This window comes from Janthinobacterium sp. 67 (assembly GCF_002797895.1).
Lineage (GTDB): Bacteria > Pseudomonadota > Gammaproteobacteria > Burkholderiales > Burkholderiaceae_D > Janthinobacterium.
In genome coordinates this window covers 4,266,798-4,290,892 of sequence record NZ_PGES01000001.1, presented here as the reverse complement: position 1 = coordinate 4,290,892, position 24,095 = coordinate 4,266,798, and the positions used below count along the sequence as shown (strand labels likewise).

The following is a 24,095-nucleotide window of genomic DNA, read 5'->3' as shown; positions in this document are numbered from 1 at the left end:
TTTCTAAAAGCTCGATCCCGGCTGGCGCAGGAATTCCAGCTCTTGCGGCGTGGAAGTGCGGCCGAGGATGGCGTTGCGGTGCGGGAAGCGGCCAAAGCGGGCGATCACTTCCTGGTGGCGCTCGGCGTAGTCGAGCATGCCGTCAAAGCCGGGCTGCGCCTGCGACAGCAGCTGGAACAGCTCGACGGCGCGCGCCTGCATGGCCAGGTCTTCCGCGTGTTCGAACGGCAGGTAGGCAAAAGCGCGCAGCATCGGTGGCAGCTGGCGGTCCTGCCCCGCTTGCGTCAAGGCGAGGGCCAGCGCCAGCGCCTGAGCGTCGCCGGCAAAGGCGCGCGGCGTGCCCCGATACACATTGCGCGTAAACTGGTCGAGCACGACGAGGCGCGCCAGCGCGCCGTGCGGCGTCGCATCCCATGCGCGCAAGCCGCCGTCGATGGCGGCATCGATCAGCGCGCCGAAACGCGCGCGTATCTGCGCGTCGAAAGCGTCATCCTTGCGGAACCATTCCATGCGCGACTGGCCATGGCCAGGGTGATCCGGCGGCAAAAACCAGAAGTCGAGTACCGCTTGCGCCTGTGCATCCATGTCCATCCTCTCGGCATCCGTATCAATTGCGGGCATGCGACAGCTGGAAGCCGGCGATGCCTTCGAAGGCGGCCAGTTCGGCCGACATGGCCGACAGGCTGGCGCCCGTGTTCTTGCCATGCGCGATGGCGACAAAGCGCCATTCCTGCATGCCGTCGTTGCTGCCGATGGTCAGCGAGCCGCCGGCGATGTCGTAGCCGCGCTTGGCAGCCATGCGCCGCAGCGCATCTTCGCGCGGAATAAAGCCCTGCTTGAAGCGCATGGTGATGGCCACCGCGTGGCGCGACGGCAGCCAGTTCTCCAATTTTGACAGAAAAATCATCGCCATCGCGCACAGGAAAGCCAGGCCCATGGCCGACAGATAAAAGCCGATGCCGACCATGATGCCGATCACGGACGAGGCCCAGATCGAGGCGGCCGTCGTCAGGCCGCTGATATTGAAACCCTCGCGCATGATGACGCCGGCGCCGAGAAAACCCACGCCCGTGACGATGCCCTGGATCACGCGCGTGGGGTCGCTGCCGACGATGGCGCCATGGCCGCCGTACCAGAATTCCGGGTAACCGCCCAGTACCGTCAGCGCGGCCGAGGCCATGCAGACGAGGCTGTAGGTGCGCATGCCCGCCGCGCGCCCGTGATACGAACGCTCGTAACCCACCAGCAAGCCCAGCAAGAGCGCGCCCAGCAGGTTCAGCAGGATCACGCCATTCGTCGCCAGCTCGGCCGGCGACCAGTAGGCGCGCAGGAAGTCGATGGTCGGCATTTAGGGCTTTTTCGTCAGCTGCTTTTCAAACGCCACGTCAAGCTTGCTGACGCGGCGCGCCTTTTGCGGTCCCAGGCCATTGACAAAGGCGACAAAGGCATCGAGTTCCAGCGGCGGGCACAGAGGCGGCAAGCCGGGGCCTTCGGTCAGGAAAAACAGTTCATCGCCCGTGCGCGCCATCGTGTAGAGGCGGTTGCCGGTGCGTTCCTTGAGCCGCTCGATGGCGGACGTGGCGCGGGTCGAGCGCATCAGATGGCTCCCGTGCGCTGTTCCAGCCACGCCAGCGCATCGCCGGACAACAGCGGCGCGAGGCGCGCGCGCACGGTGGCGTGATAGTCGTTGAGCCAGGCCGCCTCGTCGTCGCGCAACAGCGAGCGCTCGACGCAGCGCGTGTCGATCGGGCACAAGGTCAGGGTCTCGAAGCGCAGGAATTCGCCGAACTGCGTCGTTTCCGCAGGAACGTTGAGTACCAGGTTCTCGATGCGGATGCCCCACTGGCCGGGACGATAAATGCCCGGTTCGATGGAGGTGATCATGCCCGGCTCCATGGCCGTCTGCGGCTCCGGCATGGCGGACTGGGAAATCGATTGCGGTCCTTCATGGACGTTGAGGAAAAAGCCCACGCCGTGGCCCGTGCCGTGGCCAAAGTCGATGCCTTCGGCCCACAGCGGCGCGCGGGCGATGGAGTCCAGCATGGGCGACTTCACGCCGCGCGGGAACTGCGCGCGCGACAGGGCCATCATGCTGCGCAAGACGAGGGTGAAATCGCGCTTGTGCCCGGCCGTGATCGTGCCGACGGGAACGACGCGCGTGATGTCCGTCGTGCCGCCCCAATACTGGCCGCCCGAGTCGATCAGCAGCAAGCCATCGCCTTCGATGGTCGCCGCCGTATCCGCGTGCGCGTGGTAATGCATGATGGCGCCATGCGCATTGAAGCCGGCGATGGTGCCGAAACTGGGGCTGACAAAACCGGCGCGGCGGGCGCGCGCGGCCGTCAGGTGTTCGTCGACGCCGATTTCCGTCAGCGGCGCGCGCTGCGGGTCGGCCAGGGTGGCATCCAGCCAGCTGAAAAACTCGCACAGGGCGGCGCCGTCCTGTTCCATGGCGGCGCGCACGTGCGCCGCTTCGCTGTCCGTCTTGCGCGACTTGGCAAGCGTGGTGGGATTGATGGCTTCCACCACGCGCACGCCGTCGGCCACGGCCTGGCGCGTGCCAAAGGTGATGCGGCGCGGGTCCAGCAGCAAGCTGGCATCGGCCGGCAAGGCGGCCAGCGCGGCCGCCGTGCGGTCGTATGCGGCCACGTCCACGCCCTCGCTCTCCAGGGTGGCGCGCAGGGCGGAGGCTACCTTGCCGTCGGCGACGAACAGGGTGGCGCGCTCCGGTCCCACCAGCGCATGGGCGAGGAAAACGGGGTTGTAATTGACGTCGGCGCCGCGCAGGTTGAACAGGTAGGCGATATCGTCGAGCGTGGAAATGACGTGGTGGCTGGCGCCGTGCGCCGCCATGCCGGCGCGCAGGGCCGCCAGCTTCTGCGTGCGCGACAGCGATGGATACGCGGCCGCATGTTCAACCACGGGCGCGGCCGGCATGGCCGGGCGATCGGGCCACACGGCTTGCAGCACGTCGGTGTCCGTGCGCAGGGTCACTTGCGCGCCCAGCGCCTGCTGCAGCAATCGCGCATTGGCCAGGCCCAGCACGGCGCCGTCGACGGCTACCGTCTGCCCCGGCCGCATGGTCTCGCCCAGCCAGTCGATATACAGCACGCTGGCGCCGGACGGGATTTTTTTCAGGACGATGCCGCTGCCGGCCAGTTCGTCTTCCGCCTGCTCCCAGTAGCGGCCATCGGTCCACACGCCGGCAACATCCTGCGTGACGACCAGGGTGCCGACGGAACCCGTAAAGCCCGACAGCCATTCGCGGCCCTGCCAGCGGGCCGGCAGGTACTCGGACAAATGCGGGTCGGCCGATGGCACGATCAGCGCATCGATCTGCTGCGCGCGCATGGCGGCGCGCAGTTGCGATAAACGGGAGGCGGGGTGACTCTGAACGGATGTCTGCATGGCGGCGAAAAAGTGCGGTGCTGGGAAGTGCCTATGATACCGCGATTAGCCGGGCACTTGCAGAGCGTTCCGGCAGCGCAGCCTCATTCGCCGTCATCGGCCTCGTAGCGGCGCAAGCCTTCCAGGTCCAGCACGCGGATGCCGCCGTAATCGAGGCGCAACAAACCCTTTTTTTCCAGCACCTGCAAGGCCTGGTTGGCGCGCTGGCGCGAGGAACCGGACAGCAGGCCGATTTCTTCCTGCGACAGCTGCACCAGGGTGTCCACGCTCGGGTACAGGTGCGAGTGGAACATCGAGGCCAGGCAGCGCGCCACGCGCGTGTTCAGGTCGAGCAGGCGTTCGTTTTCCATCATGCCGATGAACTGGCCCAGGCGCTCGTTGAGCTGCATCAGCAGGAAGCGCGTGAATGGCAGGCTCGTTTCCAGCAGCCAGTGGAAGGTGGCGGCGGGCAGGCGCGCCACGCGCGTATCGCGCACGGCGATGGTGTCGTATTTGCGTATCTCGCGCTTGAGCAGCGACCCTTCGCCAAACCAGCTGCCCGGTGACAAGCCCGTAAACGTCATGGCCTTGCCGGAAGCGGAAAAATTATTCATCTTGACCATGCCGCTGATGACGCCAATCCAGTAGTCCACCGGCTCGCCCTTGCGGCAGACAAAGCCGCCTTTCGGCACGAAAGTCTCGAACACATCGGCCTCGACCCGGGCCATTTGCACGGGGTCGAGCAGTTGCGCCCAGTGGGCCGCGCGCACGGCATCCTTGAGGGTGATATCAGGGTAGGTCATTGTGCGATGCACCATCGAAAAGTGGGTAAATGTCCCCGAAAAGACAACTTGGCAAACTAACGCAAGCTACTATCATTGCACAAACGCCTTACACATAAAAAACACGGAGCGCCATCCAACGAGGTGGGGCCTGAGACAAGCAACAGGGAGACACTGGTGCAAACGAATACCACAGCAGCAATGCCGACTTTTCCGCGGCGCTTATTGCAACACGGGACAGTACGATCCGACAAGCCCGCCTTTCGTGAAAAACACCTGGGCATCTGGCAAACCTGGACCTGGTCCCAGGTCAACGACGAGGTGCGCGCGCTGGCCTGCGGCCTGGCCGCCATCGGCTTCCAGCGCGGCATGAATCTGGCCATCATCGGCGACAACCGTCCCCGCCTGTACTGGGCCATGCTGGCCGCGCAAAGCCTGGGCGGCGTGCCCGTGCCGCTGTACCAGGATGCGCCGGCCGCCGACATGGCCTACGTGCTGCAGGACGCGGAAGTCCATTACGCCATCGTCGAAGACCAGGAGCAGGTCGACAAGCTGCTCGAACTCAAGGCCCTGTATCCGCACATCGCCCACATCGCCTACGACGATGAACGGGGCATGCGGCACTACCGCCAGCCGGAGCTGATTTCCTTCGCGGGCCTGCAGGCGCTGGGCCGCACCTACGACCGCGAGCATCCGGGCTTTTTCGACGCTGCCGTGGAACAGGGCAAGGCCCAGGATTCCGCCGTCATGCTGTACACCTCGGGGACCACGGGCAAACCGAAGGGCGTGTGCCAGAGCCACGCGGCGCTGCTGGCGGCCGGCGAAGGCGGCGTCGCCTTCGACAAGCTCACCGACAATGAAGACATCCTGTCCTACCTGCCCATGGCGTGGGTGGGCGACTGCCTGTTCTCGCTGGCGCAAGCCATGGTGGCAGGTTTCACCGTCAACTGCCCCGAATCGGGCGACACGGTGATGATCGACATGCGCGAAATCGGCCCCACCTGCTACTTCGCGCCGCCGCGCGTGTTCGAGAACATGCTCACCAGCGTGATGATACGCATGGAAGACGCGAGCAGCATCAAGCGCCACATGTTCAGCCATTTCATGGACGTGGCCAAGCGCTGCGGCGCGCAGATCCTCGACGGCAAGCCCGTCTCGCTGGCGGACCGCATCAGCTACAAGCTGGGCGAACTGCTCGTCTACGGCCCGCTGAAAAACGTGCTGGGACTGTCGCGCGTGCGCGTCGCCTACACGGCCGGCGCCGCCATCGGCCCCGACCTGTTCCGCTTCTACCGCTCCATCGGCGTCAACCTCAAGCAGCTGTACGGCTCGACCGAAACCTGCGCCTATGTGTGTCTGCAACCGGACGGCAATATCAAGTTCGACAGCGTGGGATTGCCGGCGCCGGGCGTGGAAGTCAAGCTGGCGGCCAATGGCGAAGTGCTGGTCAGGTCGCCCGCCACCATGAGCGGCTACTTCAAGCGCCCCGACGCCACGGCCGAAGTGATCGACGACCACGGCTACTTCCATACGGGCGACGCGGGCGTGTTCGACAGCGAAGGCCATCTGAAGATCATCGACCGCGCGGCCGACGTGGGCAAGATGAATTGCGGCGCCATGTTCGCCCCCAACTACATTGAAAACAAGCTCAAGTTCTTCCCCTTCATCAAGGAAGTGGTGGCCTTCGGCCATGCGCGCGACCATGTGTGCGCCTTCATCAACATCGACATCGAAGCGGTGGGCAACTGGTCAGAGCGGCGCGGCATCGCCTACTCCGGCTACACGGACCTGGCGGCGCGCGCCGAGACCTATGGCCTGATCCGCGACTGCATCGAGCAAGTCAACGCGGAACTGGCGGCCGATCCGCTGATGGACCGCACGCAGGTGCACCGCTTCCTCGTGCTGCACAAGGAACTCGATCCGGACGACGACGAGCTGACGCGCACGCGCAAGGTGCGCCGCAAATTCATCGCCGAAAAATACGCGGTGCTGATCTCCGCCCTGTATGAAGGCAAGGCAACGCAATACATCGAGACCCAGGTGAAATTCGAGGATGGCCGCACCGGTTCGACCAGCGCCGACCTGCAGATCTGGGACAGCAAAACGTACCGGCCCCAGGGCCTGGCCGCATGATGGAGCACAGCACGATGCAAATGAACGAACCCGACGCCCATTTCGGCACGGCCCGCAAGACGGGCCCCGTGATCCTCGACCTGAAGAACATCTCGCTGTCGTTCGGCGGCGTGAAAGCGCTGACCGACATCTCGTTCGACGTGAAGCAGCATGAAATCCGCGCCATCATCGGCCCGAACGGCGCGGGCAAAAGCTCGATGCTCAACGTGATCAATGGCGTGTACCGCCCGCAGCAGGGCGAAATCATCTACCGGGGCGAGCACCGGCGCGGCATGGATTGCTATGCGGCCGCCAAGTCCGGCATCGCCCGCACCTTCCAGAACATCGCCCTGTTCAAGGGCATGACGGTGTTAGATAACATCATGACGGGGCGTAACCTCAAGATGAAGTCGAATTTCCTGCTGCAAGCCCTGTACTGGGGGCCGGCGCGGCGCGAGGAAATCGAACACCGCAAGAAAGCAGAAGAGATCATCGACTTCCTGGAAATCCAGGCCATCCGCAAGACGCCCGTGGGACGTTTGCCCTACGGCCTGCAAAAGCGGGTGGAACTGGGCCGCGCGCTGGTGGCAGAACCGGAAATCCTGCTGCTGGACGAACCGATGGCCGGCATGAACGTGGAAGAAAAGCAGGACATGTGCCGCTTCATCCTCGACGTCAACGACCAGCTGGGCACGACCATCGTGCTGATCGAGCACGACATGGGCGTGGTGATGGATATCTCCGACCGCGTGGTGGTGCTCGACTACGGCAAGAAGATCGGCGACGGCACGCCCGACGAGGTGCGCAGCAACCAGGATGTCATCAACGCGTACTTGGGTGTAGCCCACTAGCACCAGACCAGGGATAACAATGAATATCAATTTTTTCTTTGAAGTGCTGATCGGCGGCCTGCTGTCGGGCGTCATGTATGCGCTGGTGGCGATCGGCTTCGTGCTGATCTACAAGGCCTCGGGCGTGTTCAATTTTGCGCAGGGAGCGATGGTGTTTTTCGCCGCCCTCACCTGCGTCGGCATCATGGACAAGTTCGGCCTGTCGCTGTGGCTGGCCATTCCGCTGACGATGCTCACCATGATCGTCCTGGGCATGGCGATTGAAAGGGTGGTCTTGCGGTCCCTCGTCAACCAGCCGGAAATCACGCTGTTCATGGCCACCATCGGCCTGACCTTTTTCATCGAAGGCCTGGCGCAGCTGATGTGGGGCTCGCAGGTGCACAAGCTGGACCTGCCCATCGAAGACGTACCGATGCAGTTCCTGATGGACCGCTTCGACATCAACATCTCGCAGTTCGACCTGATGGCGGCCGGCATCTGCGCCTTGCTGGTGATCTGCCTGGCCTTGCTGTTCTCGAAAACCAAGGTGGGCCGCGCCCTGCGCGCCGTCGCCGACGACCATCAGGCGGCGCTGGCGGTCGGCATTCCGCTGCAGCGCATCTGGGCCGTGGTGTGGGGCGTGGCGGGCCTGGTCGCGATGGTGGCCGGCCTGCTGTGGGGGGCGCGCAACGGCGTGCAATTCGCCCTCACCTTCATCGCCTTGAAAGCGCTGCCGGTGCTGATCCTGGGCGGCTTTACATCGGTGCCCGGCGCCATCGTCGGTGGCCTGATCATCGGCGCGTCGGAAAAACTGGCGGAGGTCTACCTCGGCCCCATGGTGGGTGGCGGCATCGAAGGCTGGTTCCCGTATGTGCTGGCCCTGCTGTTCCTGCTGGTGCGTCCGGAAGGCCTGTTCGGCGAGAAGATCATCCGGCGAATATAAGGCCCAAAGCGCATCGTAGGTCGGATTAGCCGAAGGCGTAATCCGACAAACACCCCAACAGCCAGTAAAGGACACGCCATGATTTACCGTGAAGCAGGACAATTCAAGACCAGCTACCAGGCTGACAACCAGATTTTCCCGATCCGGCAAGACCGCCTGGCGCTGACGGCCACGCTGCTCGTCGCCGTCTTCCTCCTGCCGTATGTCGCCTCGCCCTACATGCTGTCGGCGATCCTGATCCCCTTCCTGATCTTCGCGCTGGCGGCGCTGGGCCTGAACATCCTGACCGGTTACGCGGGCCAGCTGTCGCTGGGCACGGCCGCCTTCATGGCCGTGGGCGCCTTTGCCTCGTATAACTTCATGGCCCGCCTGCCTGGCTTGCCGCTGCTCGTGTCCTTCATCCTGGGCGGCCTGTGCGCGGCCATGGTGGGCATCGCCTTCGGCCTGCCCTCCTTGCGCATCCGCGGCTTTTACCTGGCCGCCTCCACCCTGGCGACGCAGTTCTTCGTCGTCTGGTGCCTGACCAAGATTCCGTATCTGACCAACTACAGCTCCTCGGGCGTGATCACGGTGCAGAAGATGACCATCCTCGGCTACCAGTTCGACACGCCGCAAAGCAAATACCTGCTGGTGCTGGCCATCGTCGCCGGCATGGCGCTGCTGGCCAAGAACATGATCCGCTCCAACGTGGGGCGCTCGTGGATGGCCGTGCGCGACATGGACATGGCGGCCGAAGTGATCGGCTTCAGGCTGATGCGCACCAAGCTGCTGGCGTTTGCCGTCAGCTCCTTCTACTGCGGCGTGGCCGGCGCCCTGTATGCATATGCCTACCTGGGCACGGTGGAACCGGAAGCGTACAACCTGGACCTGTCCTTCCGCATCCTGTTCATGATCATCATCGGCGGCGTCGGTTCGATTCTCGGTTCCTTCCTCGGCGCGGCCTTCATCGTGCTGCTGCCCGTCTTCCTGAACACCATCGCGCATGGCCTGGCATTGCCGACCAGCGTGGCCTCGAACCTGGAACTGATGGTGTTCGGCGCGCTGATCATCTTCTTCCTGATCGTCGAGCCGCACGGCCTGGCCAGGCTGTGGCAGATCGCGAAGGAAAAGCTGAGACTCTGGCCCTTCCCCCACTAAGTTTTTGCAGTCGATGTCGGTTCACTTGAATACCAAATAAAACAAGAGGAGACACACAATGAAACACATCAAATCGCTCATGCTGGCCGCCGCCATCGCCAGTGCCGCACTCACCATGGCCGGCAGCGCGCAAGCGCAGGACAAGGAACAATATATCGCCCTGCCGTCCTACCGCGTGGGTCCGTACGCGGCCGGCGGCTCCGGTTTCTACGGCGGCATCATCGATTACTTCAACCTGGTCAACCAGGCCGGCGGCGTCAATGGCGTGAAAATCAGCTGGGAAGAATGCGAAACCGAATACAACCCGTCGCGCGGCGTGGAATGCTATGAACGCCTGAAAACCAAGCAGGGCGGCGCCACCCTGGTCGAAACCCTGTCCACGGGCGTCGCCTACGGCATCCTCGACCGCGTGGCGCAAGACAAGATCCCCATGACCATGATCGGCTACGGCCGCTCGGACGCCGCCAACGGCAAGGTCTTCCCGTATGTGTATCCGCTGATCTCCAGCTACTGGAGCCAGGCCGCCGCCATGATCAAGTACCTGGGCGACAAGGATGGCGGCATGGACAAGCTGAAAGGCAAAAAAATCGTCCACCTGTACCACGATTCGGCCTTCGGCAAGGAGCCGCTGCCCGTACTCGAAGCGCTGTCGAAACAGTACGGCTTTGAACTGATCAAGATCCCCGTCGCGCCGCCAGGCAGCGAACAGCAGTCGCAATGGCTGCAGATCCGCCAGGCCAAGCCGGACCACGTGATCCTGTGGGGCTGGGGCGTCATGAACTCCGTTGCGATCAAGACGGCGCAGCGCAATGGCTTCCCGCGCGACAAGATGCTGGGCGTCTGGTGGGCCGGTTCCGAGGAAGACACCATTCCATCGGGCGACGCGGCCAAGGGCTACACGGCGATGACGTTCAACACGCCAGGCAACTACCCCGTGCTCGACGACATCCGCAAGAAGCTCTACGCGGCCGGCAAGGGCAACCTGTCCGACCAGTCGCGCATCGGCTCCGTCTACCACATGCGCGGCGTGACGGCCGGCATCCTGTGGGTGGAAGCGATCCGCGTGGCGCAGGAAAAATTCGGCAAGGGCAAACCGATCACGGGCGAGCAGATGCGCTGGGGCCTGGAAAACCTGAACGTCGACGATGCGCGCCAGAAGGCCGTCGGCGCGCTGGGCATGTTCCCGACCGTGAAAACCAGCTGCGACGACCATGAAGGCTCGGGCGCCGTGAAGGTGCAGCAGTGGGATGGCAAGAAATGGACCGCCATCACGCCGAAGTGGATCGTCGGCGACAAGGCTCTGGTGCGCAAGCTGGTCGAGGAATCGTCGGGCAAGTACGCCGAAGAGAAAAAGATCACGCCGGCGTGCATGAAGTAAGCGGCTTTCGGGGTGGTGTCGGATTACGGCCTGCGGCCTAATCCGACCTACGCCGCATCCACGTAGGTCGGATTAGCGTAGCGTAATCCGACAAGCACCAACATCACATGAAAACGAAGCAGCCATGACACCCACTGCCACGCAAACACCGGACACCGCGCCGCCCTACCTGTCGGTCAACAACATCGAAGTCATCTACGACCACGTGATCCTGGTCTTGAAAGGCGTGTCGCTGCAAGTCCCGCAGGGCAAGATCGTGGCCCTGCTGGGCGCCAACGGCGCCGGCAAGTCGACCACCCTGAAAACCATCTCGACCCTGCTGCGCGGTGAACGCGGCGACGTCACCAAGGGCGAAGTCCAGTTCAAGGGCGAGCGCGTGGATCAATTGACGCCGAATGAACTGGTCAAGCGGGGCCTGTCGCAAGTGATGGAAGGGCGCCACTGCTTCGGCCACCTGACCATCGAGGAAAACCTCTTGACGGGCGCCTACACGCGCAGCCTGTCGCGCGGCGAATTGAAGGACGCGCTGGACAAGGTCTACCACTACTTCCCGCGCCTGAAAACGCGGCGCAGCAGCCAGGCCGGCTATACCTCGGGCGGCGAACAGCAGATGTGCGCCATCGGCCGCGCGCTGATGGCCAAGCCGTCGATGATTTTACTGGACGAGCCCTCGATGGGCATCGCGCCGCAGATCGTCGAAGAGATCTTCGGCATCGTCAAGGATTTGAACCACAAGGAAAACGTCTCTTTCCTGCTGGCCGAGCAGAACACCAACGTGGCCCTGCGCTACGCCGACTTCGGCTACATCCTGGAAAACGGCAGAGTCGTGATGGAAGGGCAAGCCCAGGAACTGGCCAGCAACGAAGACGTCAAGGAGTTTTACCTGGGCGTGTCGGGCGCCGGACGCAAGAGCTTCCGCGACATGAAGTTCTACCGCCGCCGCAAGCGCTGGCTGGCCTGATATCGGAGCTGCCGTCATGGACCTGGAACGGGCGAAGCAAGTGTGCCGCGGCTTTCCCGGCGCGACCGAAGACATCAAGTGGAGCAACGTGCTGGCGTTTTGCGTCGGCGGCAAGATGTTCGCCCTGTGCGGCGCGGAAGCGCACAGCACGCGCGGCATGAGCTTCAAGGTCGATGCGGAGCGCTTCCTGGAATTGACGGATCGCCCCGGCTTTCGCCCTGCACCCTACCTGGCGCGGGCCAGATGGGTGCTCGTCGCCAGCCCCGACGCCCTCGACGACGATGAAATGGCCGCCCTGCTGCACCGCTCATACAGCCTGATTGTTGCGGGGCTGACGAAAAAAATGCAACGTGACATTGGAGAATCAGCAACATGACCGATACGCTCGACAGTCTGGAAGCACGCGCCCCCGAAGCGCGCGAACGCGAATTGATGGCCGGCCTGCCGCAGCTGATCGCGCGCGCGCAGCAGGCGCCGGGCTGGGCCCGCATCCTCGATGGCGTCAACGCGGCCGACATCACCAGCCGCGCCGCGCTGGCGCAACTGCCCGTGACGCGCAAGTCCGACCTCAAGCAATTGCAGCACGGCGCGCTGCCGTTCGGCGGCTTGAACACGACGCCGAAAAACGCCCTGTCGCGCGTGTTCGTCTCGCCCGGCCCCATCTTCGACCCGGAAGGGCGCGGACCCGACTGGTGGCGCTTCGCGCGGCCCATGTACGCTGCCGGCGTGCGCGCCGGCGGCTTGCTGCAGAACTGCTTTTCGTATCACTTCACGCCGGCCGCCTTCATGGTCGAAGGGGGCGCCGCGCGCCTGGGCTGCACCGTCATCCCGGCCGGCATCGGCCAGACGGAAATGCAGGTGCAGGCGATGGTCGACCTGAAGCCGGACACGTATATCGGCACGCCGTCGTTCCTGAAACTGATCATCGAGAAGGCGCGCGAAATGGGCGCCGACATCAGCAGCGTCACCAAGGCCGTGATGGGTGCCGAAGCCTTGCCTGAATCCCTGCGCAGCTGGTTTGCCGCAAACGGCGTGCCGCACGTGTTCCAGACCTATGCCTCGGCCGATATCGGCAGCATCGCCTATGAGACGGCCAGCAATGGCAAACTCAATCCCGGCATGGTGGTCGATGAAAACGTGCTGCTCGAGATCGTCCACCCGGGCAGCGGCATTCCCGTCGCGCCGGGCGAAGTAGGCGAAGTCGTCGTCACCGTCTTCAATGCCGACTATCCGCTGATCCGCTTCGCCACGGGCGACCTGTCGGCCGTGCTGATGGACGCGCCGGAGTCGCCGTGCGGGCGCACGAATACGCGCATCAAGGGCTGGATGGGGCGCGCCGATCAAACCACCAAGGTGCGCGCCATGTTCGTGCATCCGTCGCAGGTGCATGAAATCGCGCGCCGCCACCCGCAGATCAAAAAGGCGCGGCTGGTGGTATCGGGCCGCATGGCCAATGACGAAATGACTTTGCATTGCGAAGTCGATAATCCTCTTGACGCCAGCGGCACCGAGGCCATCATCGGCTCGATCCGCGAACTGACCAAGCTGCGCGGCGAGGTGCTGCTGGTGGCCGTGGGCAGCCTGGCGCAGGATGGAAAAATAATCGACGACATGCGCGATTACAAATAAGGCCGATTTGCGGGATAATACCCGCATTCATCATCAGCCCCATTCATCGCCATGCAAGAGTCCATGCAAGAATTTCATCACAATCGTGCCCGTGACCTGATCAAGAACGCGGAACTGCTGTTCGACCAAGACGCCGTGCAGGCGTCGATCACGCGCATGGCCGATGTGCTCAACACGCGCTTCAACGCCGAGGATTCGAAAGAATTCCCGCTGGTGCTGGGCGTGATGGGCGGCGCCGTCGTATTTACGGGCAGCCTGCTGCCGCAACTGAGCTTCCCGCTCGAATTCGACTACATCCACGTGAGCCGCTACGGCGACGACGACAAGGGTGGCGAAGTGGTGTGGAAAGTCATCCCCCGCTCGAACGTGGCGGGCCGCACCGTCATCGTGCTCGACGATATTCTCGACGAAGGCGAAACCCTGGCGCACGTCAAGCAGCGCTTGCTGGACATGGGCGCTTCGGAAGTCATCCTGGCCGTGTTCGCCGACAAGGCCATCGGCAAGAAGAAGCCCGTACAAGCCGACATCGTCGGCCTGGTGATCCCGAACCGCTTCGTCGTCGGCTTCGGCATGGATGCGTATGGCTACTGGCGAAACCTGCCGGGGCTGTGGGCCATCAAGCCTGAAGATTTGAAGCAGGAGTGATTGTGGTGTTGTCGGATTACGCGCTGCGCGCTAATCCGACCTACCAGTGCCCGGTGGCGTAATCCGACACCGTCATCATAGGTCGTAGGTCGGATTAGCGGCGGCACGCCGCGTAATCCGACACCACCACCATCGCAACAACGATTACAGCTTCAACCGCGCGCGCGCCGCATCGTATTCGGCTTTCAGGCGCGCCACCATTTCTTCCACGCTCGGCACGTCGTCCATCAAGCCCACACCCTGGCCCGCGCCCCAGATGTCGCGCCAGGCCTTGGCGCTGCCGGAGCCGAAATTCATCGCGCTCTTGTCCGCTTCGGGCAAGGCTTCCGGATCGAGTCCCGCCGCTACAATCGATTTTTTCAGGTAATTGCCGTGCACGCCAGTAAACAGGTTCGTGTAGACGATGTCGGCCGCGCTGGAATCGACGATGGCGTCGCGGTAGCCGTCGCTGACGTTCGATTCCTTGGTCGCCAGCCAGCGCGAGCCGATATAGGCAAAGTCGGCGCCCATCGCTTGCGCGGCCAGCACGGCGTCGCCCGTGGCGATGGAGCCCGACAGCGCCAGCGGGCCGTCGAAGAATTTGCGCACCTCGCCCACCAGGGCGAACGGCGACAGGGTGCCCGCGTGGCCGCCGGCGCCACTGGCCACCAGGATCAAGCCATCGACACCGGCTTCCAGCGCCTTTTTCGCGTGGCGGATCGAGATCACGTCATGCAGCACGATACCGCCATAGCCATGGATGGCATCGAGCATTTCCTTGGGCGGCGCGCGCAGCGAGGAAATAATGATGGGGATCTGGTGTTTCACGCACACTTCCACGTCGTGCGCGAGGCGGTCGTTCGACTGGTGCACGATCTGGTTGACGGCGATCGGTCCCACTTTCTTGTCCGGATTGGCGGCCTGGAAGGCGGCCAGTTCGGCCTGCAGCTCCGTGAGCCAAGTGTCGAGCAATTCGGCGGGACGCGCGTTCAGGGCCGGGAAGGAACCGACGATGCCGGCCTTGCACTGCGCCGCGACGAGGGCCGGGCCGCTGGCGATGAACATCGGCGAAGCGATAACGGGTAAGGAGAGGTTTTGCAACGCAACAGGCAATGCCATGGCGGACTCGCTGGAAAGTTGATCGGGATGAGAACCACACTGAGCTTGATTATAGTTCAGAAAAAGTACGATCGTGCTGAATTTATCGCGCCGGCGTTTCAAGCCTCGTTAAGCAAGTACTCACCCTCAACCCGTGCCGCCGTGGCCCGCATCAACTGGGAAACGGCCCACTCGGCCAGCGCGGCCGCTTCCTGGCGTAGAAAGCGCCGGTTCGCCTCTTCAAAGACGGGCATGCCGCGCAGCAGGGCCGGTATGTCGGCGAGGGCGATGCGCTGGCGTTCCAGCAGCAGGAATTTCAGCAGCACTTTCACGGCGTTCTGCGCATTGCGCACGGGGTCGGACGACAGGTAATCGAGGCGAGAATAGGCGCGCTGCAGGGCGCCGGCGGCATCCGTGAATGGCCGCCCGTGGCCGGGGATCACCACGCGCACGTCCAGGCCGGCGATCAGGTCCAGGGTGGCGCGCGCCTCGGCAAAACCGGAGCCGCCATCGAGTTCGGGGAAGATCACGCCAAAGCCGTTTTCCCACAGGGCGTCGGCGGAGATCAGGATGCCCTCGCCGGCGCAGTAAAAAATCAAGGAGTGCGGATCGTGGCCCGGTGCGCCCAGCGCTTGCCAGCCCATGCCGGCCAAGGTCAACGTGTCGCCTGGCGAGACGGTGGCGTCAAAACCGAAGCGCGGGCATTGCTGGCCCGTGGCCTGAAAACTCAGGGCGTCGACATCCCACGCGCGCACCTTGTCCGCTTCCGACACGGGAATGGCCGTATGGCAGCCGTATTCCTCTTGCAGCAGCGCGTTGCCGCCGCAATGGTCGGAATGCAGGTGCGTATTGAACAGACGGTCCAGGGGACGCCCGGCCAGGCTATGGCGCAGCAGGGCCAGGGTTTGCGGCGCGTGCGTGACATAGCCGCTGTCGATCAGCGCCGTCTCGTCCCGGCTCTGGAACAGGATGTTATTCGACGACAGCCAGCCGCGTTCGAACACCTGCATGGCATCGGGGAACAGCGCTGGCGATCGCGGCATGGGCTTCCTCAGTAGTCGGGCTCGAAGTCGAGCAGGGATTCGCGTCCTGGCAATTCGGCCCACACGGCGCGCTTGAAATCGTCGTCGGCCTTGCTCCAGGCGATGATCTCGTCGAGCGTGCGCAAGCAGCCTTCGCACAAGCCGCTATTGCGGTTCATCTTGCACAGGCTGACGCAGGGCGACGGTACCGGCGACGGCAAGGGAAGCGGAACGGCTGGCGGAGGTGGGGGAGCGACCATCATGGAGCGGCATCGGTAAACGTGAAGGCTTTCATTATGCCGCGAAACGGCGCCGGCGAGGCGATGGCATGGCCATGCAATGTTTCTATCGCTACATTTTTTAGCGCGAAACATGGTCAAAGAGTTATCTGTCGCATATTTATTTTATGCCCGGTTTTCACTCTGCGGGTGGCCGTCCTACAGCCGGATCAGGCCAGATCCTGCTTGACTTGAGATACTACACAACTATACTACCATCCATACAGATGGCAAATGGATGCCACATGGAGTTCTGGAGACTTATGGCCAAGCAAGACAGCAAGCCCAAAATTGGGGAATCCGAGAAAATCACGATCAACCTCGGCTTGATCGACCTGGGGCAGATCGATCTGCTGGTCCAGGAGGGATTTTATTCCAACCGCACGGATCTGATCCGTACGGCCATACGCAACCAGCTGGGTACCCACGCCGACGTGGTGAAACAAACCGTCGCCCGCAAAAGCCTGGTATTGGGCATGCAGCATTACTCGCGCGCCGATCTGGAAGCGATCCAGGCAGCCGGCCAGCGCCTGCAGATACAGGTGCTGGGACTGGCCAGCATCGCCAGCGACGTCTCCGTGGAACTGGCACTGGCCACCATCGAGTCGATCTTCGTATTAGGTGCCCTGCACGCCAGCACCGTCGTCAAGACGGCGCTCGCAGGGCGAATTCACTAGCGTATTGGTTCGCGGCGATGACCCGGCCGATACGCTGCACCGTTAAGGATGGTCATGAAACTACCTCTCAACATGCTGGCGCAGATGCGCGCCGCAACCCGCAACCTGATGGGCAGCGGTCCCGCCGCCGCCACCGAAGCGATCCAGCAGGCGCTGTCCGCCGCCGGCCTGGCGCCGCAAGCGGCCGCCACGCAAACGCCGCCACCGCAGCCGATGCGCGACATTAATCCGCCACCTGCGCCGCCACCTGCGCAAGCCCGAGCCGAGCAGCCGGAAGCGGCATCGGTACCGCCCACGCCCGCACAGGCGGCGCAGGACTTCGCGCAGGATTTCATGGCGCGCCTGGGCGTGCCGGCCGGCCTGGGCCAGCACAGCTTCGACATGCCCAGCTTCGAGCTGCCGAATTTCCACCCGCCCGGTTTCAACGCGCCGGCCGCCACGCCGGTCGATGTGCCGGCCGGTGCCCAATTCATCGACGGCGTGTACCGCAACCATGCGGGCACGCGTTCGTACAAGTTGTACATCCCCAGCAGCTACCACGGCCAGGCCATGCCGCTGATCGTGATGCTGCACGGCTGTACGCAAAATCCCGACGATTTCGCGGCCGGCACGCAGATGAATGCGCTGGCCGAAGAAAAGGAATGTTTTGTCGTCTACCCGGCGCAGACGCAGGGCGCCAACAGTTCGCGCTGCTGGAACTGGTTCAATGCCATCGACCAGCAACGCGACCAGGGCGAACCTTCGCTGATCGCCGGCATCGCCCAGCAAGTGATCGACGAATATCCTGTGAATGAACGCGAAGTGTTCGTCGCCGGCCTGTCGGCGGGCGGCGCCATGGCCGTCATCGTCGGCACCTTGTACCCGGATTTGTTTGCCGCCGTCGGCGTGCATTCGGGCTTGCCTTTCGCCTCGGCGCAGGACTTGCCGTCCGCGCTGGCGGCCATGAAGGGCGGCGCCATGCCCAATGCCCAGCGCAAGGCGCCGGCCGGCGGCGTGCCCATCATCGTTTTCCACGGCGACCGCGACACCACCGTCAACCTGCGCAATGGCGATGAACTGATCGCCCAGGGCGTGCGCAGCCAGGCGGGCGGCAAGGCGGCCAAAGCCGCATCCATCGACGGCAGCGTGCCCAATGGCCACCGCTACACGCGCACCACGCACAGCCAGGCCGACGGCTCGCCGCTCGGAGAGTACTGGGTCATCCACGGCGCGGGCCACGCGTGGTCCGGCGGCAGCGACAGCGGCAGCTATACGGATGGAAAAGGCCCGGACGCCAGCCGCGAGATGCTGCGCTTCTTCAAGACCGTCAGCTGACGTTGTCGGTGTAGGGCGCGATTTGCCGCTGCTTGTCGGCGATCTCGCACACGCCGTCCGCATAGCGGTGGGAGATGGCGATGAACTGGTCCTGTATCTGCAAAAAGGCATCGACGATCTCGGCGTCGAAGTGCGAGCCGCGTCCCTCGACGATGATCCGCACGGCTTGCGCATGGTCCATGCCCTGCTTGTAGATGCGCCGGCTGATCAGGGCATCGTACACGTCGGCCAGCGCCATCAGGCGGGCCGAAATCGGGATGTCTTCGCCGGCCAGGCCTTGCGGGTAGCCGCTGCCATCCCATTTCTCGTGGTGGCTGTAGGCGATCTCTTTCGCGTATTTGAGGAAATCGACTTCGATGCCCAGCTCGTGCTCGGCCGCCAGGATGGCGTCGCGCCCCAGGGTAGTGTGCGTCTTCATGATGGCCATTTCGTGCGGCTCGAAACGTCCCGGCTTGAGCAGGATATGGTCGGGGATGCCCACCTTGCCGATGTCGTGCAGCGGCGCCGTCTTGAACAGCAGTTCGATATTCTTGTCCGTCAAAAAATCGCGGAAACGCGGCAAGTCGCGCACCTTCTCGGCCAGCGCCTTCAGGTAGTGCGAGGTGCGGCGGATATGGTTGCCCGTCTCGCTGTCGCGCGTCTCGGCCAGCGAGGCCATGGCGTGGATGGTGACGTCCTGCAGCGCCGCCACTTCCTGCACGCGGCGCTCCACTTCCGTTTCCAGGTACTGGTTCTGGTCGCGCAGGAAATCCTGCATCTGCTTCATCGCCAGCTGCGTCCTGATGCGCGCCAGCACGATGGGCGCCGAGATCGGCTTGGTGATGTAGTCGACGGCGCCCAGGGCCAGGCCCAGCTGCTCGTCCGCCACTTCGCTCATGGCGGTGACGAAAATCACGGGGATGCCGGCCGTGGCGGGATCGGCCTTCAGCGCGCGGCACACGTCGTAGCCGCTCATGCCCGGCATCATGATGTCGAGCAGGATCAGATCGGGCTGGTCGCTGCCGGCGGCGATCTTCAGGGCGCGCTCGCCATTGACGGCGATCTTGGTGCGGTAATCGTCTTCCAGCACCGCGCGCAGCAGGTCGATATTGTCTGGCGTGTCGTCGACCACCAGGATGGTTGGCTTGCTTGCCGGCGCTCTCATGCCCGTCCTTCGTTCTGCATCATTATCCTTCTCACAGTGTCAGCTCCAGCGCATCGGCCACTTCGCCCAGCTGCGCCAGCGCACCTTCGAAATCGTATTGTCCCAGCATGCGCTTCAACTGGCGCGCATGTTCCGCCTGCCCCGCCGCGACCAGCACGGGGCCGATGCCGTCGAGGTGCCTGACGGCCTGCGCATCGTCCTGCTGCAGCAGCTGCGACAGTTCGCGCAAGCCCGCTTCCAGGCGCGCCCGGTCCACCGGCGCCACGTGCGCCAGCGCCGCGCCGCCCGCCTCGGCCGCATGGCCGCGCGACTGCATGGCCAGCACGATCTTCGGCACCAGCTCGTCGAGCGCCAGGGTGCAGGCGGCCAGCGCCTGCGGCAAGCCGTCGTGCGAGCCCAGGCTGAGCAAGTGCTCGACCCGCGCGGCGCTGTCGGCCAGGCCGCCGGCGCCGATATTGCCGGCCAGGCCTTTCAGGGTATGCGCTTCGCGGATCGCCGTTTCCAGCTGGTTGTTCTCGATGGCGGCAACGATGCGCTGCATGGCGTCGAACTGGGTTTCCACGAAGCGGTCCAGCAATTTTCGCATCAAAGCGGCATTGCCGCCCACGCGGCGCATGGCCTCCGCCATTTTCAGGCCGGCGATCACGGGCAGCTCCGCTTCCGGCTGCGCCACCACCGCCGCCATTTCCTGCGGCGTGGCCGGCGCGATCCAGCGCGCCAGGGTGCCGAACAGCTGCGCCACGTCGATCGGCTTGGCGATGAAATCGTTCATGCCGGCGTCCAGGCATTTTTCCTTGTCGCCCACCATGGCGTTGGCCGTCATGGCGATCACGGGCAAGTTCGAATAACGGGGATCCTGGCGCAGCTTGCGCGTCGCCTGGTAGCCATCCATCACCGGCATCTGGCAATCCATCAGCACGCCGTCATAGGCGTTTTCCGCGATCTTCGCCAGCGCGATGGCGCCATTGCCCGCGATGTCGACGCGGATGCCGGCGTCGTTGAGGATATGCTGCGCCACTTCCTGGTTGACTTCATTGTCCTCGACCAGCAGCAGCCAGGCGCCGCGCAAGGCGCGCTCGTCGTCGCGGTAGCTGCTCTGGCGCTGCGTCTTGCGGCTCTGCCCCGTCACGCCGCCAAACACGAACGCAATCTGGTCGAGCAGGGTCGAGGCGCTGATCGGCTTGTTCAATACGCCGTCGAGCGGCAAGTCGCGCTGGCGCGCCGCCTCCAGCAGCGCTTCGCGATGGAAGGCCGTGACCATGATGCAGGCCGGCGTCGCATCGATGCCGGCGGCATCGGCGCGGATGCCGGCCAGGGTATCGAGGCCGTTCATGCCCGGCATTTTCCAGTCCATCAGCACCAGCCCGTACGGCCGCCCCTCGGCGCGCGCCTGCGCCACGGCGCCGATGGCCTGCACGCCGCCGAACACGGCACGCGCCTCGAAGCCCAGCGCCGTGAGCATGCTGACGAAGATTTCACGCGCGCTGGGGTTGTCGTCGACCACCAGCACGCGCAGGCCATGGAATTGCTGTGGCAATAGCAAAGTATCGCGCGGCACGGCGGCCAGGCCAAAGCGGGCCGTGAAGAAAAAGGTGCTGCCCACGCCCGCTTCGCTGACCAGGTCGATCTCGCCTTCCATCATTTCCACCAGCCGCTTGCTGATGGTCAGTCCCAGGCCCGTGCCGCCATGGTGGCGCGTGGTGGACGTGTCGGCCTGGGTAAAGGCCTGGAACAATTTGCTGCGCTGGGGCGGCGTGAGGCCGATGCCCGTGTCGCGCACGTCCACGCGCAAGACGGCCGCATGCTCCTCCAGCTGCTGCAGGCGGATGGTAACGACGATCTCGCCCTTGTCCGTAAATTTGATGGCGTTGTTGGTCAGGTTGATCAGCACCTGGCCCAGGCGCAGCGGATCGCCCTGCAGGGCGTTCGGCACGTCGGGGGCGACGTCGAACAGCAGTTCGAGTCCCTTGTCCTGCGCCCGCATCACGGACAGGTCGGCGATCTGCGCCAGCACGTCCTCGAGGAAGAAATCGACTTTTTCAAAAGCCATCTTGCCCGCCTCGATCTTCGAGAAATCGAGGATGTCGTCGATGATGGCCAGCAGGTTCTTCGACGCCGATTCCACCTTTTCCAGGTAGTTGCGCTGGGTCGACGTCAGTTCCGTCTGCAGCGCCAGGTGGGTCATGCCGATGATGCCGTTCATCGGCGTACGGATCTCGTGCGACATATTGGCCAGGAAGTCCGACTTCATCTTGGTCGCATCTTCTGCCACTTCGACGGCGTGGCGCAGGTCCTGCTCGACGGCCAGGCTGGTGCTCATGTCCTTGAGCGCCTGCAGCAGTTCGCCCGTCTCGTCGCGCGACGTCACTTCGATGACGGAACTGAGGTCGCCATTGGCCACGCGCGTGGCGATCGCCACCGCCTCGCCCAGCGGCCGCGTGATCGAGCGCGCCGACCACGCAAAGGCGAGACCTGTCAGCAAGGCCGCCAGGCCGATGCCGCCCATCAGCAGCAGCGAGGTATCGATGTCGTTGCGTATCCTGGCCGCGCTGTCGCGGATCTGCCGCTGCTGCAGGTCATCGAGCTGGCCCACGTACAGCAGCACTTTTTCCAGCACCGGCAAGGTCTGCGTCTGCATGGCCTGCTCGGCGCGGGCATGCTCGCCGTGTTCGACCAGTTCGAACATCGCCTTGAGCGACACATAGTAATCGGCGCGTGCCAGGTGCATCTGTTCCAGCAGGCGCCGCTCCTCGGGCCGCGCATCGAGACCGTCGAGGATGCGCACCTGCTCATCGATGCCTTGCTTGATCGCTTCCAGGCGCGCCTGGTTCGCCTGGCGTAGCGCCAGCTCGTGCTGGTTCGGCAGGTTGCCGATGCGCGTGGCCGCCTCGCGCGCCAGCCCGTGGATCTTGCTGGTGGCCTTGGCGGCGACCCAGTCGCGCTGCAGGATATCGTCGGTCTCGGCACGGATGGCATAGATGCGGCTGCCGGACAGCACGATGACGACCAGCATCAGCACGATCAACATGGCATAACCGGCATTGATGCGCACGCCGATACTGATATCCCTGAAGCGCATAACTTTCCTATAAGAAATTCTTGAAAGTCGAAGTCTGACCGTATTCCCCTACAAAATGCAAGGTCTTTTGCAAAGGAAAAAGCGTGCCGATGCGCTTATTTGGCTGCTGTCGGGACTTTTGCAGGCGGCGTCAAGGTAGCGATATGCGTTTGCAGGCAGGCGGGGCACCAGCAGCCCGCGGCAGCGCCGCCGGGCAAGGGAACGGCGGGCGGCAGGGCCAGGCACCAGCACGGTTCGTTGGCGTCCGGGTCAAGCTGGCCGCACTGGAAGGTGGCGCCGCACAGGCTGCACTGGCTCATGGCTGTGTTTGAATTGGCAAGTGTGTGTCATGCCGCGCCGGGAGGCGACGCAGATGTAACGGGCAGTAAAAGGGCTGGCTGGGGGACATATCGGGCCAGACTATAGGATCATCAGGGAAAATACAACAAGATCGCCCTATAATGCCTCCAAGATTTTCTTCTTCCCTGTAAAATCGCACAAATCTATTTTCCGGACTCGCCATGAATCAACTAGCTAACTTGAACCTGGACATGAATGACGACTTGACGGCGGTGTCGCCGCAAATCAAGGCGCAGATTCTGGCCGAGGCCCTCCCCTACATCCGCAATTTCCACGGCAAGACCATCGTCATCAAATACGGTGGCAACGCCATGACGGACGAACGCCTGAAGCACGGCTTCGCGCGCGACGTCATCCTGCTCAAGCTGGTCGGCATGAACCCCGTCGTCGTGCACGGCGGCGGACCGCAGATCGACAACGCGCTGAAAAAAATCGGCAAGCAAGGCACCTTCGTGCAAGGCATGCGCATCACCGATGAAGAAACCATGGAAGTGGTGGAGTGGGTGCTGGGCGGCGAAGTGCAGCAGGATATCGTCATGCTGATCAACCATTACGGCGGCCAGGCCGTGGGTCTGACGGGCAAGGATGGCGGCTTGATCCGCGCGCGCAAGATGCAGATGCCGGACCGCGAACATCCGGGCGAATTCCTCGACATCGGCTTCGTCGGCGAGATCGACGCGATCAACCCGGCCGTCGTCAAGGCGCTGCAGGACGACGCCTTCATCCCCATCATCTCGCCGATCGGTTTCGGCCAGGACGGCCAGGCCTACAACATCAACGCCGACGTCGTGGCGGGCAAGATCGCGGAAATCCTGAAAGCGGAAAAGCTGATCATGATGACCAACATCGCCGGCGTCCAGGACAAGCAGGGCAACCTAGTGACCGACCTGTCGGCGCGTGAAATCGACGAGATGTTCGCCGATGGCACGATCTCGGGCGGCATGCTGCCGAAGATCTCGTCCGCGCTCGATGCCGCCAAGTCCGGCGTGAACACGGTGCACATCATCGACGGCCGCATCGAACACTCATTATTGCTGGAAGTGTTGACCGAGCAGGCTTTTGGTACTATGATCCGTTCGCACTAAAAAATAATTCGGCGCAATTCACCCAGCGCCGATTTTTTATGCCCTTGTAGCTCAGTGGTAGAGCACTCCCTTGGTAAGGGAGAGGCCACGTGTTCGATCCACGTCAAGGGCACCAGTATCCTTTCCCCGCAGCTGAAAAACTGTCCATGGCGGCGTTGTCCTTCCTCGCCGTACATTCGTACTGTCTTCGTCAGTCCGTCTTGCCCTGAACACTTTTCCATCTGCTCTGCCGCGTGTCTTGCGCGGCTGAGCTAGCGCTATCTCTTCTGCCTTCTG

Annotated in this window: 23 protein-coding genes and 1 tRNA gene; 13 read left to right on the top strand and 11 right to left on the bottom strand. The window is 63.5% G+C overall.

What is annotated here, in order from left to right; genetic code table 11:
* Positions 1–3 precede the first annotated feature (3 nt).
* The 5 genes from CLU90_RS19210 to CLU90_RS19190 form a co-directional block, all read right to left on the bottom strand.
* Positions 4–621: a DUF924 family protein gene (locus CLU90_RS19210; protein ID WP_232731262.1), complete on the bottom strand. Its 618-nt coding sequence runs from the start codon at positions 619–621 to the stop codon at positions 4–6.
* Complete coding sequence (locus tag CLU90_RS19205) at positions 608–1,348, bottom strand: MgtC/SapB family protein (protein ID WP_092713279.1); 741 nt, start codon at positions 1,346–1,348, stop codon at positions 608–610. Before CLU90_RS19205 ends, CLU90_RS19210 begins: the two co-directional genes overlap by 14 nt.
* A complete protein-coding gene (locus CLU90_RS19200) occupies positions 1,349–1,597 on the bottom strand; it encodes a hypothetical protein (protein ID WP_034752831.1) in 249 nt (82 codons plus the stop codon).
* Complete coding sequence (locus CLU90_RS19195) at positions 1,597–3,408, bottom strand: aminopeptidase P family protein (protein WP_100428694.1); 1,812 nt, start codon at positions 3,406–3,408, stop codon at positions 1,597–1,599. Before CLU90_RS19195 ends, CLU90_RS19200 begins: the two co-directional genes overlap by 1 nt.
* 83 nt (positions 3,409–3,491) lie before the next feature.
* The gene (locus CLU90_RS19190) at positions 3,492–4,190 is read right to left on the bottom strand and encodes a Crp/Fnr family transcriptional regulator (protein ID WP_092713273.1); all 699 of its coding nucleotides are present in this window, start codon (positions 4,188–4,190) and stop codon (positions 3,492–3,494) included.
* Positions 4,191–4,370: 180 nt separating this feature from the next.
* On the opposite strand from CLU90_RS19190, the gene CLU90_RS19185 reads away from it, so the two are divergent.
* From CLU90_RS19185 to CLU90_RS19145, 9 genes are all read left to right on the top strand, one after another.
* A complete protein-coding gene (locus CLU90_RS19185) occupies positions 4,371–6,302 on the top strand; it encodes an AMP-binding protein (protein ID WP_092713271.1) in 1,932 nt (643 codons plus the stop codon).
* A 14-nt stretch (positions 6,303–6,316) separates the two neighbouring features.
* Complete coding sequence (locus tag CLU90_RS19180) at positions 6,317–7,132, top strand: ABC transporter ATP-binding protein (protein WP_029496076.1); 816 nt, start codon at positions 6,317–6,319, stop codon at positions 7,130–7,132.
* A gap of 25 nt (positions 7,133–7,157) precedes the next feature.
* Complete coding sequence (locus CLU90_RS19175) at positions 7,158–8,054, top strand: branched-chain amino acid ABC transporter permease (protein WP_198511339.1); 897 nt, start codon at positions 7,158–7,160, stop codon at positions 8,052–8,054.
* A 78-nt stretch (positions 8,055–8,132) separates the two neighbouring features.
* Positions 8,133–9,191: a branched-chain amino acid ABC transporter permease gene (locus tag CLU90_RS19170; protein ID WP_100428692.1), complete on the top strand. Its 1,059-nt coding sequence runs from the start codon at positions 8,133–8,135 to the stop codon at positions 9,189–9,191.
* 58 nt (positions 9,192–9,249) lie between these two features.
* Complete coding sequence (locus CLU90_RS19165; protein ID WP_100428691.1) at positions 9,250–10,569, top strand: ABC transporter substrate-binding protein; 1,320 nt, start codon at positions 9,250–9,252, stop codon at positions 10,567–10,569.
* A 124-nt stretch (positions 10,570–10,693) separates the two neighbouring features.
* A complete protein-coding gene (locus CLU90_RS19160; protein WP_092713265.1) occupies positions 10,694–11,530 on the top strand; it encodes an ABC transporter ATP-binding protein in 837 nt (278 codons plus the stop codon).
* A gap of 16 nt (positions 11,531–11,546) precedes the next feature.
* Complete coding sequence (locus tag CLU90_RS19155; RefSeq protein ID WP_100428690.1) at positions 11,547–11,906, top strand: MmcQ/YjbR family DNA-binding protein; 360 nt, start codon at positions 11,547–11,549, stop codon at positions 11,904–11,906.
* Entirely contained in the window at positions 11,903–13,159 is a 1,257-nt protein-coding gene (locus tag CLU90_RS19150; RefSeq protein WP_100428689.1) for a phenylacetate--CoA ligase family protein, read from the top strand. The genes CLU90_RS19155 and CLU90_RS19150 overlap by 4 nt, the downstream gene beginning before the upstream one ends.
* 63 nt (positions 13,160–13,222) lie before the next feature.
* On the top strand, positions 13,223–13,804 hold the full coding sequence (locus CLU90_RS19145; RefSeq protein WP_058049341.1) for a hypoxanthine-guanine phosphoribosyltransferase: 582 nt from the start codon (positions 13,223–13,225) through the stop codon (positions 13,802–13,804).
* Positions 13,805–13,948: 144 nt separating this feature from the next.
* On the opposite strand, the gene CLU90_RS19140 is transcribed toward CLU90_RS19145, so the two are convergent.
* From CLU90_RS19140 to CLU90_RS19130, 3 genes are all read right to left on the bottom strand, one after another.
* Positions 13,949–14,902, bottom strand: a complete 954-nt coding sequence (locus tag CLU90_RS19140; protein ID WP_100428688.1) for an NAD(P)H-dependent flavin oxidoreductase — start codon at positions 14,900–14,902, stop codon at positions 13,949–13,951.
* Positions 14,903–15,000: 98 nt separating this feature from the next.
* A complete protein-coding gene (locus CLU90_RS19135) occupies positions 15,001–15,924 on the bottom strand; it encodes an MBL fold metallo-hydrolase (RefSeq protein WP_100428687.1) in 924 nt (307 codons plus the stop codon).
* 8 nt (positions 15,925–15,932) lie between these two features.
* Complete coding sequence (locus CLU90_RS19130; protein WP_232731261.1) at positions 15,933–16,166, bottom strand: DUF1289 domain-containing protein; 234 nt, start codon at positions 16,164–16,166, stop codon at positions 15,933–15,935.
* A 278-nt stretch (positions 16,167–16,444) separates the two neighbouring features.
* Here CLU90_RS19130 and CLU90_RS19125 point away from each other — a divergent pair, with 278 nt between their 5' ends.
* Together CLU90_RS19125 and CLU90_RS19120 are read left to right on the top strand one after the other, a co-directional pair.
* Positions 16,445–16,858, top strand: coding sequence for a CopG family transcriptional regulator (locus CLU90_RS19125; protein WP_034752801.1), 414 nt, complete (start codon positions 16,445–16,447; stop codon positions 16,856–16,858).
* 54 nt (positions 16,859–16,912) lie between these two features.
* The gene (locus CLU90_RS19120) at positions 16,913–18,172 is read left to right on the top strand and encodes an extracellular catalytic domain type 1 short-chain-length polyhydroxyalkanoate depolymerase (RefSeq protein ID WP_232731260.1); all 1,260 of its coding nucleotides are present in this window, start codon (positions 16,913–16,915) and stop codon (positions 18,170–18,172) included.
* On the opposite strand, the gene CLU90_RS19115 is transcribed toward CLU90_RS19120, so the two are convergent.
* The 3 genes from CLU90_RS19115 to CLU90_RS19105 all read right to left on the bottom strand — a co-directional run bounded on the left by CLU90_RS19115 (position 18,165) and on the right by CLU90_RS19105 (position 22,694).
* Positions 18,165–19,316, bottom strand: a complete 1,152-nt coding sequence (locus tag CLU90_RS19115; protein ID WP_092713252.1) for a response regulator — start codon at positions 19,314–19,316, stop codon at positions 18,165–18,167. The two genes, CLU90_RS19120 and CLU90_RS19115, sit on opposite strands and share 8 nt — an antisense overlap.
* A 31-nt stretch (positions 19,317–19,347) precedes the next feature.
* Positions 19,348–22,395, bottom strand: coding sequence for a response regulator (locus CLU90_RS19110; protein ID WP_100428685.1), 3,048 nt, complete (start codon positions 22,393–22,395; stop codon positions 19,348–19,350).
* A 95-nt stretch (positions 22,396–22,490) separates the two neighbouring features.
* Positions 22,491–22,694, bottom strand: a complete 204-nt coding sequence (locus tag CLU90_RS19105) for a cysteine-rich CWC family protein (RefSeq protein ID WP_092713248.1) — start codon at positions 22,692–22,694, stop codon at positions 22,491–22,493.
* 231 nt (positions 22,695–22,925) lie between these two features.
* Between CLU90_RS19105 and argB the strand changes: the two genes are divergently transcribed.
* Complete coding sequence (argB, locus tag CLU90_RS19100; RefSeq protein ID WP_010393729.1) at positions 22,926–23,819, top strand: acetylglutamate kinase; 894 nt, start codon at positions 22,926–22,928, stop codon at positions 23,817–23,819.
* 40 nt (positions 23,820–23,859) lie between these two features.
* A tRNA-Thr gene (locus CLU90_RS19095) sits at positions 23,860–23,934 on the top strand.
* Positions 23,935–24,095 lie beyond the last annotated feature (161 nt).